The following is a 16,040-nucleotide window of genomic DNA, read 5'->3' on the forward strand; positions in this document are numbered from 1 at the left end:
TGAAGATCATGATCCCGGGGAATATCTTCTCGACGCTCTGCTTTAGCTTCAATGCGATCATGCGTGCCTCGGGTTACCCCTACAAGGCAATGATCACGATGCTCATCGGGGCAGGGCTCAATACCCTGCTGGATGCCCTCTTCATCTACGGCTTTGGCTGGGGTATCGAGGGGGCAGCATGGGCGACGGTGATCGCTATGGCGGTGTCGGCTGCCTTCGTGATGCAGCACTTCCTCGATAGCAAGAGCGAGGTGCAGTTCCACAAGCGAAACATGCGCTTCTCTGGGGAGCAGATCATGGCGATCCTCTCGATCGGGATGTCGCCCTTCTTCCTCCAGCTACTGAGCAGTGGCGTCGCCTTCCTGATCAACTCTACGCTGGCCGAGCATGCTGGCTCTCCCCTCATGGCCGACCGAGCCGTCGGAGCCTACGGGATCATCAATAGCATTGCGCTGGTGGGCTTCATGTTTATGCTTGGGATAGCTCAGGGGATGCAGCCTATCATCGGCTTCAATTACGGAGCGAGGGCTATAGGGCGCGTACGTCAGACCTTCAGGATCTGCGCGACGACCAACTTCAGTATCGGGCTCTTCGTAACCGTCGTTGCGCTGATCGTCCCGAGCTTCCTCGCCTCGCTCTTCACCAGCTCCCCCGATATGATCGAGGCCTCGGCACATGCCCTGCGTCTGTGTCTCTATGGCTTTGCCTTCGTGGGCTTCCAGGTGACGGCGACGCAGTTCTTCCAGAGCATAGGCTTCGGGGGCAAGGCACTGCTGCTGAGTCTCTCCCGTCAGACGCTCTTCCTCATCCCTGCCCTACTAGGCTTCCCCCTACTCTGGGGCAGTACGGGGGTATGGCTTGCCCTTCCCTTCTCCGACATTAGCTCAGGAGTGCTGGGTGTGGCTCTGATGTACTACCAGTTCCGTCTCTTCGACAAGCAATATACCCGCCCAGAGGCTCTCTAGTGGGGCGGACACTACACGATCACTATGGTCTATCTGTATTCAGTCCTCTGCTGCCTCTTCCTCTTCCCCTACTTCGGGTGGCGGGGAGGTCAGGCCTTAGGGCCTAAGGGACGTCGGATCCTCTGGGGGATACTAGCCCTGATCTTCGTCCTCTTCATCCTCGCCCTCTTCACACACCGCTCTATCCAGGCCGACTGGATGAGCCATGTGATGAACGCTAGTGTGTACATCTTCTTCTCCTCGATGTATGCAGCAGGGGTGCTGGTACTCATGGAGGTACTCCGCTACATCGATCGGCGTGCCTTCGGGTTCTATACGTATGCACCACTGTGGAAGAGGAAGCTCATGCGTCAGGCTTCCCTAGTCCTGGCGGCGATTGTCTTCGTCGGGACGCTCTTCGTCGGGTATCACAATGTCCGCTACCCCGTAGTCCTGCACCAAGACCTCTACCTCAAGCGCCTTACCCCCGAGGGGGCGAAGGCCGAGAAGCGTCTGCGTCTGGTCTTCTTCTCCGATCTACATATCGGCGAGGCTATGACTCCGCCCTATGTGGAGCGTGCTGTAGAGCTGATCATGGCACAGCGACCTGACCTGATCCTCTGCGGAGGGGACTACATCGACCATCTGAGTGCCTATGCCTATGACCCTCGGGTCATGAAGGTGATGCGTAGGCTCCGGGCACCCCTCGGGGTGTACTTCGTCCTCGGCAACCACGAGTACCGAGCCGACACGCTCTCCAATATCCGCTTCGTCCGTGAGATCGGGGCTACACTCCTCAGAGATAGTATCGCCTACCCGGGGGATAGCCTACTGACGCTCATCGGGCGCGACGATGCCATCTATGGCGACCGAATGCCCTACGCACGTATCACGGCGGGGATTGATCCTAGTCGACGACCCGTGCTACTGATGGAGCATACTCCGGGCTCTATCGACAGCCTAGCAGGCTCTCCCGTAGATCTCATGCTCTGTGGGCATACCCACGGCGGACAGATCTGGCCGGGGCAGGCGATGGTCTGGTGGAAGTTTGGGATAGCCTCGGGGACAAGAGACTACGGCGACAAGCAGGTCTGTGTGAGCTCTGGTATCGGCTCTGCTGGAGCGACCTATCGGGTGGGTACACGTAGTGAGATCCGAGTCTATGACCTCTATTGGTAGACCCCACGAGGTTACCGATGCCTCTGCAGGGCGCCGAGGAGACCTAGAGCCCCTGAGCTTCGCCTCATCGCCTCCGCCTCCTAGCCCGCCTTGCCCAAGCGCCAAGCGGGACTAGTATGCTCTAGGCTGGGAGATAAAAGTAAACACGAGAGCAAGTGTCCTACCGTATAGGTAGGGACGCTTGCTCTCGTGCTGTATAGGGATGGGGAGCTCCGCTAGTTGGGCTCAGTAGAGGTGTGGACGGGACTACTTCAGTAGCGCCTCCATCTCCTCGGCCTTCTCCTCGAGGCACTCTAGGTAGCGTAGCTGGGCACGGGTACGCTGGAGGTTGTGCTCTGGGTGGTGTACCTTGAAGTACTTGTCCCCGTCGATGTAGTCGGCTAGGAAGCGTACGGTCTGCATGTAGGTCATTAGGCGTCCTCCGTAGGCGATGAGGCTACGCTCCGTAGGGTTGAGGAACTTGCCGGCAGTGGAGAGATAGCCCTCGACGAAGGCCTTGTAGATCGGCATGTTTACCCCGATCTTCGATAGGTCGGCCTCGTCCTCTGCGGCGAGGTTTACCCCCGTACGGATGAAGTCCCCGACATCGCTCAGGATATAGCCGGGCATCACTGTATCCCAGTCTACGACACAGAGGACACAGCCCGTCTTGTCGAAGAGGACGTTATCGACCTTCGTGTCGCAGTGGATGGTGCGCTTGGGGAGCTTGCCCTCCTCGTGCAGTCGCTCCTGCTGGAGCATCTTGTCTGCACGCTTGTCGATCTCCTCTAGTATATCTCGTACCCCAGCTACACGCCCTACGGGGTCCTTCTCTACGGCTTCGCGTAGCTGACGTAGGCGGAAGGGCATGCTGTGGAAGTCCACGATGGTCTCACCGAGTGTCCCCTCGGGGATGTCGGAGAGCATCTCCTCGAAGTGCCCGAAGGCCTCCCCTGCATAGCGTGCTGCCTCGGGGGTGAGCTCGCTCATGCTCATGCTCTCGGGGATGAAGCGACAGACGCGCCAGTAGCGTTCCCCATCATAGTAGTAGTTCTTCGTCGGGTCGCTCAGAAGGGGATAGAAGTGGAGGTACTTGCGCTCTAGGTCGGGCTCTCCAGCCTCGCGGAGGCGCTGCTGCATCCGCTCCGCGACGATGGCTACATTACGCTGTAGTATCTCGATACGGGGGAAGACGTGGTGATTGATACGCTGGAGGATCCAGCGACGTGTGCCCTCACGGTCGGTCACGGCATAGGTGTCGTTGATGTGTCCATTCCCGAAGGGGAGGACCTCGCCAATCTCCTCTAGGGGGACGAACTGGCTAATGATCTGCTTCATCTGTAGATGTTATTCTTTAGTTAGTAAATGCGACTGTATCTACTTGCTCCACAAATATAAGGCAAAAAGCTATGCACCGCTACAGCCCCCTCGGGACCATAGCGGTGCATAGTACTATAGTGATAAGTGATAATCGTGTGGGCTAGCCCTGTGGACTAGAAGCGGTAGCCGAGACCGAGGAAGAACGAAGTGTTCTTGCTGCTGAGCTTATCCGTAGCTTCCCTGAAGCTGTTGACCATGCCGAGGTCGGCGCCTAGACGTACGTAGATCTTGCTGAACTCAATGGCGGCAGAGGCATTGATGCTCATGTCGAAGCGATTGTACTGCTTTTCCTTGAAGGCATCATAGGCAGCCTTGATACCTCCTTGGATACCTGCGAGGGTACGGACAGAGGAGCTAACCCCGTAGGAGAAGGCTGGACCTCCTTCGACAGAGAAAGCTAGACTCTCTGTGAGGGGAACTCGGACACCGAGGGCCACGGGCACGGAGATATAGTTCAGTGTGTTGGAGACCGTCTCCGTCTTTTGGTTGGTTGTCACTTCCTGCTTGTTCCCCTCTTGACGGAAGGAGATCCCAGGGGCGATGTATACACCACTAGCGATACCGATCTCAGCGGCAAGACCTGCACGGAAGCCAGGGAGAACCTTTAGACCAGTGGCGTCTGCTCCGTTTGGCTGCTTAGCTACTGTACGGGCGATGTTGCCTGCCACTTCGATACGAGGGTTGATCTGTGCTTGGGCAGCGAAAGAGGTAGCGACTAGAGCTATCGCTGCGAAAAATAGCTTCTTCATTATCTTGTTTCTAAAGTTATCTTGTGTGACAATAGGCCACACATTCCACCGCAAAGTTAGGGATTATTCCTAGAATGCCTGCCCGTAAGCCTCGTGCCTACCCCTCCCGAGCCTGCCCCTATGCGCACTCCGGGACTACATACGAGAGCGGAGCTCCTTGGCATTCTTGCTCTCCGCCTTCTCCTTGAGCTGAGCCCCGAAGGAGTAGGTGACCCCGAGCCCGATGTAGCGACGATTAGAGATATTGTCGATGAGCATGTGGTAGTCTGGGGTGGTGAGGGTAGCCTTGTAGCGGGTGGTGATGAGGTTGTCTGCGCTGAGGGCTAGGCGAAGCTTCCCATCCAGCAGGGTATAGGAGAGCCCAGCCCCGCCGATGAGGAGATGAGAGATGTGGAAGCCGTTTTCGTGGCTCGGTGTCCTATAATATAGGTAGCAGGTGGCCTGTAGGGTCTTGCTGCGATTGAGGAAGAAGGTGTTGTAGGTACTCGCTCCATAGGTCAGGGATGCCCCTCCGTAGTCGGTGCGCTGTGCGCCAGTTATGATCTTCGTGTCACTGTACCATAGGGTGTGTGAGAGGTAGGTCTGCATGAAGCCCAGCTTGTAGACGAAGCTATTCTCCAGCCTGATGGTGCTGGTCTTCTCGGCATTCTCATGGCGGTAGCTTGCTTGGTTGGTCGCTGGGTCTAGGCGGACGACCGGTGCGATACCATCCCAGAGATAGCCTCCGCTGAGCTCGAAGTTGAGTACCCCCATGAAGGTATAGCCGAGGGTGAGGTTCGCTCGCTTAGCTGCATGCAGGTCTTCCTTCCCCAGCAAGACGCTGTTCTGGTTCTCATAGCGTACGAAGGGGGAGAGCTGGCCGAAGTGTGGGCGACTGAGCCTCACATTACTACTGAGGTTGAAGGAATGACGCTCGTTGGGGTTGTAGCCGACGAAGAGCGAGGGGAAGACGTTGAGGTAGCTCCTCAGGTGCTCTAGCCGTCGTCCATTCGTCATCCCCTCGGTATGGGTGTACTCCATACGAAGGCCTGTGCGTAGGCTCCACTTCGGGGATAGAGGTGCGTTGAGGTCGGCATATAGGGCGTAGACATGCTCGTCGAAGCGGATCCTATCGTGTCGCTCCCCGAGGGTGCTGGAGGCATCGTAGTCGTTGCTGTTGTGGGTGCGCGTCCAGGTACCCTTTACCCCAAAGCCTAGTGTCCCCGCTCCTAGGGGCTCGGTGTAGTCTAGGCTGGTGATGTAGGAGGTGGTGCGCTGGTCGGTCTGTGCATTGAAGCGGAAGTCTCCCCCTGGGGTCGGTACCCCGAGTTGGTTAAGGGTCTGGGAGGCGAAGTTACGTTCCTCACGACTGCGGTAGCTGATGTAGTCTGCATCCCAGGAGAGACGGCGTCGGGAGGCGGACTTGAAGCTCTTCTCCAGGTGAAGGTTCGCTGTCGTGTAGTCGCTCTTCTTCGTCTCATCAGCCCGCCCGGGCATAGAGCGTAGGAGGTAGCGGATGTTACCAGGAGGGATGGCATAGTCCCTAGTATCATTCTCTCGGTGGGGTCTATCCCTGTCGGGGGCATAGGAGAGATTGACACCTAGGGTCAGCTCTGGGGTGAAGGCATAGTCGAGCCCAGCACGGAGGTTGAGGTTGCGGTTCTTGACCTCAAAGGTAGTCACGCTCGATGAGTAGAGCTCCTGCTTGGGGTAGGTACGAAAGGTACAAAAGTCTCCACCGAAGGTACTCATGCCCGCACTAGCCTGTAGCGAGGTAGAGAGCTTATCCCGCTTGTAGTTCAGTCCCGTACTTACCCGATAGCTAGGTAGGCTCTCATTGAACCCTGCATAGGCGGAGGCACTCCCCCCGAAGAAGTCGTTCTTGGCCTTCTTGAGGATGATGTTCAGTATCCCGGCGTTCCCCTCGGCCTCATACTTGGCGGGTGGTGTGGTGAGGATCTGTATCTCGGTGAGGTCAGAGTGAGGATAGGTGCGCAGGAGGTTTACCAGTGCCGTACCAGAGAGGCGCACCCGCTTGTCGTTGATGAGGACGATCACACTCCCCTTGCCGATGAGGGAGATTCCCTCGTCGCTGACGTTCACCCCGGGGGTCTGACGCAGGACATCGAGGGCAGAGCTGGCGGCGGTAGCGATCTGGCTCGCATCGAAGACCATGCGATCCGCCTTGCGCTGCATGATGGGTCGCTTGGCGGTGACCTGTACTGTAGCGAGCTCCTTGGCCTCGTCCTCTAGTAGGAGCTCCCCTAGGTCAAGCGCCCCCGAGAGGGTGAGGCTCTTGTGGTAAGGCTTGAGCCCGAGGGCACGTATCTCTAGGTGGTACTTCCCCTGTGGAGCCATCAGGCGAAATCGCCCCAGCGAGTCCGTGACGACACCCGTGATGAGGGTGCTGTCCCGAGGACTGCGGAGTAGGACATTGGCAAAGTCCACCGGACGGCGATCAATAGTCTTCCTGAGTGTGCCCTGTACGGGGAAGGTCGTCTGCGCCAGAAGGCTACCAGAATAGAGCGCAAAGGCGACACAGAGTAAGCCGAAGTGTCTCATCGTGACATAAGGATTAGAGTTTACCCTAAAGGTAGTCAATATCACGTAGATGACCTCTCCTCTGCCCCCAAGTGTTCCCTCCGCCTTCCCGCCAGACCCGAAGGGATGGGCGTAGTCGGCTGGGTGGCGAATATTTCGCCCCCGCCCCTCTAGTGTACGTCCCCCGTGACCTAGCCCGATCGCTAGGTGCTACCCTATCGTGTGCGCTTGTACAGTGGACTATACAAATATGTTAGCTCAGGCCTGTGTACCCGCTTCTGATAGGTGTGCTCGGCTGATGGGGGAGGCAGGGGGCAGGATCGGGCGGACACATGAGGTCACTAGAGATCGAGACCGATGTAGTCGGGGAGTATGCGCTCAGATTGGGGTGTCTGTTTCCGAGGTGTGGATTTACCGACTTCAGACCTCCTCTCTAGAAGGGAAAAGTATACACGCGTGTATACAAGAGTGTACCCACGTGTATACAACAGTGTACACGCGTGTACACAACTTCGCTCTAAGTATGTCCGCAGTAGAGCTCCCGTAGCTATGTCGCTTGGGGTTCTAACGTATGGGAGATGTGGTAGATACGGATGGGCTCCCTTGGGTATTGGACTAAGAGTCCGAAGAGTCTAGGGATGGAGCGTACCAAAGGAGCTGATACGTCGTCTCTAGGAGAGGGGGAGATGCTTTGCTGGTGACGGAGATTCTTCTTTCCTTTGTGTGGAGGCTAGGGTTGGGTGTGACTATGTGTGGAGGGAGGGAGATGGAGAAGGAGAGACTTCCACCCGCCCCATTGCCTCGGTACACCATTATTATTTATTGAGTACTATGAAGGGACATGCGTAGACTGATCCTGCTGACCTTATACCTGCTCCTCGGAGCTAGACTCCCCCTCGTGGGGCAGGGCGAGCTCATCGTGATGAGCTACAACGTGGAGAACCTCTTTGACCTAGAGGATCACCCTGAGCGTGCCGACGATGAGTTCCTCCCCTCGGGCTCCCACCGCTGGACGAAGGCTCGGTATGAGCGCAAGCTCCACCAGATCGCCGAGGTGCTCAGCAGTGCTGGGAGCCTGACACACTTCCCCGACCTCGTGGCTCTGGTGGAGGTGGAGAATGCAGGGGTGCTGAGGGACTTGCTCAGCCATACCCCACTCGGGGCTCAGGCGGGCTATGCCTTCACCGTCACAGAGGGCGAGGATCCCCGTGGGATCAATGTCGCCCTACTCTATAGGACGGAGACCTTTCGCCTGCTGGGGCGAAGAGAGCTTCCCCTACACTTCCCCTTCGATAGTACGAAGCGGACACGTCCCATCCTAGAGGTCTCGGGGCTCGTCCCTACGGGGGATACCCTCTGTCTCTACGTCTGCCACCTGCCCTCCCGTCGTGGCGGTGCTCGGCAGAGTGAGCGGTACAGACGCTATGCCTGCGAGCAGCTACGAGAGCTGACGACCCGTAGGCTGGAGGGAAGTGGTGGGCACACGCATGTCCTCGTCCTCGGCGACTTCAATGGTGCGCCCGAGGAGCCTGCTACTCGTGAGGCCTTGGGCTCTCGCCCCTACCCCGAGTCGGGGGGAGGGACACTCCCTCCCCGAGATACCCTGCATGCCGAGCTCTATGAGCTCACTCCCCGACGGGCGGAGGGAGCGCCCCCTGGCACCTACTGCTTCCGAGGAGTGTGGACACAGCTGGATCAGATCCATGCCTCTCGAAGCCTCCTCGGGGGAGGACGTCTAAGCTACGTGGAGGGGAGTGCGGAGATCTTCTACCGCCCCTTCATGGGGCAGCCCTCGGTGAGTAGTCCCTTCCCCGTGCCCTTCCGTACCTATGGAGGAGCCTTCTGGCGAGGAGGGTACAGCGATCACTACCCCCTACGTATCCGCTTGAGGTATGAGCGTCCGTAGCGGACGAGAGACGTCTCCCCGAGGTCGGGGTAGGGGGAGCGTCTACGGGGCGGGAGGGTCACTCCTCATTTTGTTTACTACTCAGTGTAAAATACGGGCGAAATAGCTACCTTTGTGTTACAAACCTGTGGGTAACGCTTAGGTCCCTGTACTTAGAGAACAGATATGGTATGAAAAAAAGAGTGATATGGATCATCGTACTTGCCCTAGTCTCAGCCTATAGCCTGCTGACATGGGTCCAATATCAGTACTATGACCGTGTCCTGACCCAGCGCAAGGAGAGCATCCGAGGACTGATGAAGGAAGCACTCTCTGATGTGGCAGAGGAGCTACAGGTGCGTGAATTAGTACGCAACCTCAACAAGGGCGCAAATCGCCTGATGGGCTCCTTCCTCACCGACACGACCTTCGCTGGTACGGATGTCGCACCCTTCGATATCTGGGTGCGTACCCTAGCCGACACGTTGGCCGTGGAGCGTGCGATCGCTGAGAATCAAGTCATGATACGTATCCCTAACACAGGTGACAAGAGCCGTGTGGACTATCGCCCCTCTAAGGATCTTATCTTGGCTTACTTCACGCAGCTACATGCGCTGGATAAGTACATCCTGAAGTACGTCTACGATACCTATATGCCCGACAGCATGAGCCAGATGGTCAATGTCTATCTGCTGAGGAGCTTGATCCGAGAGCGCTTGGACAGCAAGGATCTCTGTGTGAACTATCAGATGGCTCTCTACGACTACGATGGTCGAGTGGTCTACGAGTATCGCCCCCCGGGGATCATGCGCGGGGAGTGGGAGGATGAGAATACCGTCACGCAGTACCTCTTCGTCCCCACGGATGGCACTACAGATAGACGCCCCTACATGCGAGTCTCGCTAGACCTGGCGCCGACGCGAGCGGAGGTCTTCCGACTGGCTCTGCCGAGCTTCATCTCCACGATTATCGTCCTGCTGCTCGGCTTCTCTGCGCTGGCGGTGTTGCTGAAGTATATTAGCTTCGCCTCCCAGCGTACCAACTTCATTAACAACATGACGCACGAGCTCAAGACCCCCGTGAGCTCGATCGTCCTCTCGACCAAACTACTGGAGGAGAGCGCCTCCCCGACGACCACACTCCCGAAGCAGCGCCAGCTGATGTCGATCATCTCCCTAGAGGCGCAGCGTCTGAAGTTCTTGATCGACAAGGTGCTCCAGCTCTCGATCCTCGATGGACATGCTGGCAAGTTCCCCCTCGAGATCCTCGACGTCAATGAGCTGATCCTCCCGGTGGCAGAGATCTACACCTTCCACGCCCAGCAGCGGGGCGGTGACCTTACCCTCGACCTAGAGGCTGTGAATACGTGGGTACGTGCCAACCAAGTGCACCTCTCCAATGTCTTCTTTAACCTCCTGGACAATGCGGTCAAGTATAGCCGTCCAGATGTACCTCTACACCTATCGATCCACACCAGTGACGAGGGGGACTATATCCGCATCGTCGTCCAGGACAACGGGATCGGGATGGAGAAGCAGGAGCTCAAGCGTATCTTCGAGCGCTTCTATCGGGTCGGCTCGGGCAAGCGTCACGACGTCCGAGGCTTTGGCCTAGGCTTGGCGTACGTCCTCTCGGTCATCCGTCAGATCGGCGGACGTATCACAGCTGAGAGCGAACCCGGTGTGGGCACCAAGATGATCATCCACCTCCCCGTAGCCCCTGACGCATAGCCTCACACATAGGGGGAGAGGCGCTCCCCCACCTATAGCAACGACAAAGTATTATACTACGCACTATCGCACGATTATTTACCCTCTAAAGACAAAGTTTCATGGAAGAACAAGCCAGAATACTGCTCTGTGAAGACGAAGAAAACCTTGGAACTATACTCAAGGAACTCCTCGAAAGCAAGAAGTACCTCGTAGACCTCTGCACCGACGGCGAGCAGGGCTGGAAGGCCTACAAAGTGAATAAGTACGACCTCTGCCTGCTCGACATCATGATGCCCAAGCGTGACGGACTGACCCTAGCGAAGGATATCCGTAGCGTGAGCGCCGATGTACCCATCATCTTCCTCACCGCCCTGGGGATGCGTGACAATGTCCTAGAGGGCTTCCGCTCTGGAGCAGATGACTACATCACCAAGCCCTTCAGCATGGAGGAGCTCGTCCTACGTATCGAGGCTATCCTACGTCGCACCAATAAGCATGACGAGGGCAAGGAGCCCCAGAGAGTCTACTACGTCGGGGACTATACCTTCAATACGACGACCCAGACCCTCTCTATCGGTGATGCTTCGCGCAAGCTGACGACCAAGGAGTGTGAGCTCCTAGCGCTCCTCTGCCTCTTCGCCAATCAGACCCTCGAGCGCTCGCATGCCCTCAACGTCATCTGGGGGATCACCGAGCATACGGGGTCGGGAGAGAACTCCTTCAGCCAGCGTAGCATGGACGTCTACGTGACGAAGCTACGCCGTATGCTGGCCGAGGATCCACGAGTGGAGATCAAGAACGTCCACGGCAAGGGCTACAAGCTCGTCATCCCTCCCACCGACGCCACTGACGAGCACTAGCTCCCCTCGGTAGCTACTACTCATCAGACAAGTACACACCATGCCCTCAGGCGCCCGTAGATCTCCTATGGGCGGTTGGGTAGGGCATCTCACCCCTCGGGGTGCTGACGGCTCGGCGCTCTAGTGTGCCTCTGCCCCTCCTGCTCCCTCTGAGAGCTAGGAGCTCGGGCGGTATCGCCCCTACCCCGAGACGCCAGTCCCAGACAAATAGATCATTGATGAGTAAGAAAAAGCAACTAGCTACACATAAGCGAGACAAGCAGCCCACAGGGGCTACCTCTCGCCTCAATAAGCGCGAGATACAGCGTATCACTCGCCTCGTCTTCGACGCCAATCCAGGACAAGTCCTCTCCTACAAGCAGATCTGCTATGCCATCGGCAAGACGACGATGGGGCAGAAGCGAGCCATCTATCAGACCCTCTCCGAGATGGCGGTAGGAGGTGAGCTACAGGAGCTCGAGCCCGGTCGCTTCGCCCGTGGCGGCGCAGATGGCGAGGGTCTGGAGGGGCACTTCGACTACCGTGGGGGGCGTCCCTCCTTCATCCCCCTAGATACCGACCTTGACCCCATCCCCCTCTCCGATCGTTCGTGTGCGCATGCCCTCCATGGGGATAGAGTGCGCCTCTCGCTACAGCGCAATAGACGTGGCCAGGTGAGGACAGCTCGGATCACGGAGATCCTAGAGCGCAGCCACACCACCTACGTAGGTACCCTACAGCCCTCCCGGGGCTATGCCTTCTTCGTGACCAACAACAAGGAGCTCCGCCAAGACATCTTCATCCCCGACGACAAGTCACTCGGAGCGACCAGCCGGGACAAGGTCGTCGTACGTATCCTAGACTGGGATGCCCATGCCAAGAACCCCCGAGGTGAGGTCATCGACGTCCTTGGTCGGGCTGGGGAGAATACCGCCGAGATGCATGCTATCCTCGCTGAGTATGGTTTGCCCTATCGGTACCCCGAGGAGGTGGAGCGTGCCGCTGAGGCACTCTCGGGGGAGATCACGGCCGAGGAGCTTGCCCACCGTGAGGACTTCCGTGGGGTGCTGACCTGCACGATCGACCCACAGGATGCCAAGGACTTCGACGATGCCCTTTCCTTCCGCTCCCTGCCCGACGGAGGCTACGAGGTCGGGGTACATATCGCGGATGTGAGTCACTATGTACAGCCCGGTGGGAGCATAGATGACGAAGCCTATCGCCGAGCTACTAGCGTGTATCTCGTGGATCGTACCATCCCGATGCTCCCCGAGCGACTGAGCAACTTCCTCTGCTCGCTCCGTCCCGACGAGGACAAGTATGCCTATAGCTGTATCTTCACCCTAGACGAAGAGGCTCACCCTCTCTCGGCTCGTATCGCTCGTACGGTGATACGGAGTGCCCGTCGCTTCACCTACGAGGAGGCTCAGACGATCATCGATACCGGCACGGGGGACCATGCCGAGGCGATCCTGACGCTCCACGCTCTGGCGCAGAAGCTCCGTGCCCGGAGATTCGAGCGGGGCAGTATCGCCTTCGATCGTCCCGAGGTACGCTTCGAGCTGGACGAAGCTGGCAAGCCCATCGAGGTCCACATCAAGGAGAGCAAGCCTGCCCATCAGCTCATCGAGGAGTTCATGCTCCTGGCGAACCGTACCGTGGCGGAGCGTATCGCAGATGCCTCGCGTCGGGACATCACCCCCGAGCTGCACCTAAAGAAGCGTACCCCACCTACCTTCGTCTATCGTATCCACGAGGCGCCCGATGAGGAGAAGCTACGTAGCCTCTCGGAGTTTGTCGCCCGTATGGGCTACAAGCTGCGCTCGGAGGGGAGTGCCGAGGTGATCAGCCAGAGCCTCAACCAGCTCCTCAGGGACATCAAGGGTCGCCCCGAGGAGAACATGATCACGATGCTCGCTATACGCTCCATGGCGAAGGCTCGGTATACGACGGCTCACATCGGGCACTACGGCCTAGGCTTCGAGAGCTATACCCACTTCACCTCCCCGATACGTCGCTACCCAGACCTCATGGTGCACCGCCTCCTGACCCGTTACCTCATCGAGGGTCGGGAGAGCGCCGACGTAGCTACTACCGAGGAGCAGTGTGACCATGCCTCTGAGATGGAGACCCTGGCTGCCAATGCCGAGCGTAGCTCCATCAAGTACAAGCAGGTCGAGTACATGATCCCACGCCTCGGACAGACCTTCACGGGTGTGATCACGGGGCTAGCGGACTGGGGGATCTATGTCGAGCTAGAGGAGAATAAGTGTGAGGGGCTCGTCCCCTGCCGAGACCTAGAGGATGACTACTACGAGTATGACGAGCAGACCTTCTCGCTCGTCGGGCGACATACGGGGCGACGCTTCCGCCTAGGGGATACGCTTGAGGTCACTGTAGCGCAGGCCGACCTAGCCCGTCGGCAGCTGGACTTTGCCCTCGTAGAGCCTCTGCGTCCTCGCCCTGCTCGGCGCCGTCACTAGCCTCCGCCCTGCACTCATAGCCCTTCGCTATCCGCCCTCCGCTAGACTACCTCGACGATGGAGGTGAAGGATAAGTAAGGGGAGAGACCCTCTACCAAAGAGACAGCCCCCGATACACCGAAGTGTGGTGTATCGGGGGCTGCCTCGTACTGGATGGATACCCCATCGGGGGCTTCCCTTGGGGAGGGAGCCCCTAGGGGTGGAGGGGGCTTAGCGGAGCATCTGCCGGTAGTGTCGGTCGATCTCCTTACGAGCCTCCTCGGTGGGCTGGAAGGCCGAGCCCGACATCTCGCTGAGGACGCTAGCGTCTGCCTTCTCATCCAGCTTGGGGATGAAGACATTGACGTTGATCAGCAGGTCCCCTCGGCCGTAGCCATTGACGGAGGGCAGGCCCTTGCTCCGTAGGCGAAGTACCTTGCCGGGCTGTGTGCCAGCAGGGATATTGACACGAGCCTTACCGCCGATCGTGGGGATCTCTACGGAGCCCCCTTGGGCTGCGGTGGGGATGGAGATGAGGAGGTTGTAGATGAGGTCATTGCCATTACGGATGAGGTTGGGATCCTCTTCCTCCTGGATGATCACGTGTAGATCTCCGGGGATACCGCCCCGTGGGGCAGCGTTGCCCTTGCCCTGTACGTTGAGCTGCATCCCCTCGGATACGCCGGCGGGGATACTGAAGGTGACGACCTCCTCACCGATCTGAGTCCCCTTGCCCTTGCAGAAGGAGCAGGGCTTGGTGATCACCTCACCCGTACCCTCACAGGTAGGGCAGACGCTCTGGGTCTGTACCATGCCGAAGATCCCTCTCTGGGCGGAGATGACGACCCCAGAGCCGTGGCAGGTGCCACAGGTCTGCTTGCCGTCCTTGTCGTTGGTGCCCTCGCCGTGGCAGTGGGTGCAGGCGACTTGCTTCTTCACCTTGAGCTTCTTCTCTGTCCCCTTGTCGATCTCCTCTAGGCTGAGGCGTACACGTGCTCGGAGGTCTGAGCCTCGGAGTACCTGACGTCCTGCGCCACCTCCGCCGAAGCCACCGAAGCCACCGAAGTCAAAGCCTCCCCCGCCGAAGAGGTCTCCGAAGCGGCTGAAGATATCCTCCATGGACATCCCTCCGCCAGAGAAGCCACCGCCACCGGCGGCGCTAGACCCTACACCAGCGTGACCGAACTGGTCGTAGCGCTGACGCTTCTGTGGATCACTCAGTACGTCGTAGGCCTCGGCGAGCTCCTTGAACTTCTCCTCGGCCTCCTTATCTCCAGGGTTCTTATCTGGGTGGTACTTGATGGCGAGCTTGCGATAGGCCTTCTTCAGCTCCTCGTCGCTAGCTCCCTTGCTGACACCTAGTATTTCGTAGTAATCTCTCTTTGTTGCCATTTACTCTATTCTTTGCTCTTGCTACGGGTTACTGGCCGACGACGACGGAGGCGTGGCGCAGTACCTTGTCGTGGAGTGTATAGCCCTTCTTGACGCAGTCGATGATCTTGCCCTTCTGAGCCTCCTCGGGGGCGGGGAAGGTGGCGATAGCCTCGTGAAGCTCCTCGTCGAAGGGCTGTCCTGCGGTCTCTATGGGGCGTACACCCTGACGCATGAGATAGTCGAGGAACTTCGAGTGGATGAGGTGCATCCCCTCCTTGAGAGCCTCTAGGTCTGTGGCCTTGTCTAGGTTCTGTAGGGCGATGTCTAGGTCATCCACGACGGGGAGTAGATCCCCGAGAGCCTTCTCCCCACCACTGCGGATGAGCTCACTCTTCTCCTTGAGGGTGCGCTTGCGGTAGTTGTCATACTCGGCGACGAGACGCAGGTGGGCGTCCCGGAGCTTCTCTAGCTCGGCACTGAGGCGCTCTTCCTCGCTGACGGGGGAAGTGGACTGCTCTGTCAAATTTTCCGTTGTACCCTCTTCGGAGGGTATCTCACTCTGACACTCTGTCTTACTCTGCTGCTCTAGGGGCTCCTCTCTATCGGTACGAGGCTCCTTGATTTCTTCGCTCATATTGTAGTCTTTTATGTTGTTGTCAAGTTTGTTAGCCTAGGGCGCGTGCCATCTCTACCTACCTCGTGGGCAGGGAGAGAACAGCCGTGCATCGGCTCTATGCATCCCCTACCTATCAAATATGATACCGAAGATACAGCCCCGTCACCAGAGGCGACGAAGGTACCAGCTCACAGTGGGTCGGGTGGGGAGGCCCCATAAGACTAATAGGGCTAATAGGACCAATAAGACTAATAGCCGTAATAGTAAAGGTGGGCGAGGTCTATACAAGTGGGACTAGGGGTATGGGCTAGGCAGGACTAGGGGGCGGTCTGTGGAGGACTAGGGATATGGGCTAGGCAGGACTAGGGGGCGGTCTGTGGAGGACTAGGGATATGGGCTAG

The 16,040-nt window shown here is 58.2% G+C and carries 11 protein-coding genes; 6 read left to right on the forward strand and 5 right to left on the reverse strand.

All coding sequences use genetic code 11. From position 1 onward, the window contains the following. Together QZ170_RS08210 and QZ170_RS08215 are read left to right on the forward strand one after the other, a co-directional pair. A partial coding sequence (locus tag QZ170_RS08210; protein ID WP_297179753.1) for an MATE family efflux transporter occupies positions 1-965 on the forward strand: 965 nt, incomplete at its 5' end. A 24-nt stretch (positions 966-989) separates the two neighbouring features. Next, positions 990-2,123 (forward strand): metallophosphoesterase, encoded by a 1,134-nt coding sequence (locus QZ170_RS08215; RefSeq protein WP_297179756.1) that lies wholly within the window; start codon positions 990-992, stop codon positions 2,121-2,123. Positions 2,124-2,369: 246 nt separating this feature from the next. On the opposite strand, the gene QZ170_RS08220 is transcribed toward QZ170_RS08215, so the two are convergent. The 3 genes from QZ170_RS08220 to QZ170_RS08230 form a co-directional block, all read right to left on the reverse strand. Then, positions 2,370-3,440 (reverse strand): aminoglycoside phosphotransferase family protein, encoded by a 1,071-nt coding sequence (locus tag QZ170_RS08220; RefSeq protein ID WP_297179758.1) that lies wholly within the window; start codon positions 3,438-3,440, stop codon positions 2,370-2,372. Between the two features lie 155 nt (positions 3,441-3,595). After that, positions 3,596-4,231, reverse strand: coding sequence for an outer membrane beta-barrel protein (locus tag QZ170_RS08225; RefSeq protein WP_297179760.1), 636 nt, complete (start codon positions 4,229-4,231; stop codon positions 3,596-3,598). A 135-nt stretch (positions 4,232-4,366) separates the two neighbouring features. Beyond that, a complete protein-coding gene (locus QZ170_RS08230; RefSeq protein ID WP_297179763.1) occupies positions 4,367-6,772 on the reverse strand; it encodes a TonB-dependent receptor in 2,406 nt (801 codons plus the stop codon). 820 nt (positions 6,773-7,592) lie between these two features. On the opposite strand from QZ170_RS08230, the gene QZ170_RS08235 reads away from it, so the two are divergent. From QZ170_RS08235 to rnr, 4 genes are all read left to right on the forward strand, one after another. Then, positions 7,593-8,657, forward strand: a complete 1,065-nt coding sequence (locus QZ170_RS08235) for an endonuclease/exonuclease/phosphatase family protein (protein ID WP_297179766.1) — start codon at positions 7,593-7,595, stop codon at positions 8,655-8,657. A 170-nt stretch (positions 8,658-8,827) separates the two neighbouring features. After that, positions 8,828-10,366: a HAMP domain-containing sensor histidine kinase gene (locus tag QZ170_RS08240; protein WP_297179768.1), complete on the forward strand. Its 1,539-nt coding sequence runs from the start codon at positions 8,828-8,830 to the stop codon at positions 10,364-10,366. Positions 10,367-10,467: 101 nt separating this feature from the next. Next, complete coding sequence (locus tag QZ170_RS08245) at positions 10,468-11,208, forward strand: response regulator transcription factor (RefSeq protein ID WP_297179773.1); 741 nt, start codon at positions 10,468-10,470, stop codon at positions 11,206-11,208. Positions 11,209-11,426: 218 nt separating this feature from the next. Next, entirely contained in the window at positions 11,427-13,670 is a 2,244-nt protein-coding gene (rnr, locus tag QZ170_RS08250) for a ribonuclease R (protein WP_297179776.1), read from the forward strand. A 210-nt stretch (positions 13,671-13,880) separates the two neighbouring features. On the opposite strand, the gene dnaJ is transcribed toward rnr, so the two are convergent. Next, a complete protein-coding gene (dnaJ, locus tag QZ170_RS08255; protein WP_297179779.1) occupies positions 13,881-15,041 on the reverse strand; it encodes a molecular chaperone DnaJ in 1,161 nt (386 codons plus the stop codon). A gap of 28 nt (positions 15,042-15,069) precedes the next feature. Then, positions 15,070-15,657 (reverse strand): nucleotide exchange factor GrpE, encoded by a 588-nt coding sequence (locus QZ170_RS08260; protein WP_297179781.1) that lies wholly within the window; start codon positions 15,655-15,657, stop codon positions 15,070-15,072. Between the last annotated feature and the right edge of the window lie 383 nt (positions 15,658-16,040).

It is taken from the genome of uncultured Porphyromonas sp., assembly GCF_905372525.1.
GTDB lineage: Bacteria > Bacteroidota > Bacteroidia > Bacteroidales > Porphyromonadaceae > Porphyromonas.

Coding starts and splice junctions, on each gene's coding strand:
- QZ170_RS08260 (WP_297179781.1), bottom strand. CDS start 15,657: ATGAGCGAAGAAATCAAGGAGCCTCGTACCGATAGAGAGGAGCCCCTA.
- QZ170_RS08235 (WP_297179766.1), top strand. CDS start 7,593: ATGCGTAGACTGATCCTGCTGACCTTATACCTGCTCCTCGGAGCTAGA.
- QZ170_RS08225 (WP_297179760.1), bottom strand. CDS start 4,231: ATGAAGAAGCTATTTTTCGCAGCGATAGCTCTAGTCGCTACCTCTTTC.
- QZ170_RS08245 (WP_297179773.1), top strand. CDS start 10,468: ATGGAAGAACAAGCCAGAATACTGCTCTGTGAAGACGAAGAAAACCTT.
- dnaJ (WP_297179779.1), bottom strand. CDS start 15,041: ATGGCAACAAAGAGAGATTACTACGAAATACTAGGTGTCAGCAAGGGA.
- QZ170_RS08240 (WP_297179768.1), top strand. CDS start 8,828: ATGAAAAAAAGAGTGATATGGATCATCGTACTTGCCCTAGTCTCAGCC.
- QZ170_RS08220 (WP_297179758.1), bottom strand. CDS start 3,440: ATGAAGCAGATCATTAGCCAGTTCGTCCCCCTAGAGGAGATTGGCGAG.
- QZ170_RS08215 (WP_297179756.1), top strand. CDS start 990: ATGGTCTATCTGTATTCAGTCCTCTGCTGCCTCTTCCTCTTCCCCTAC.
- QZ170_RS08230 (WP_297179763.1), bottom strand. CDS start 6,772: ATGAGACACTTCGGCTTACTCTGTGTCGCCTTTGCGCTCTATTCTGGT.
- rnr (WP_297179776.1), top strand. CDS start 11,427: ATGAGTAAGAAAAAGCAACTAGCTACACATAAGCGAGACAAGCAGCCC.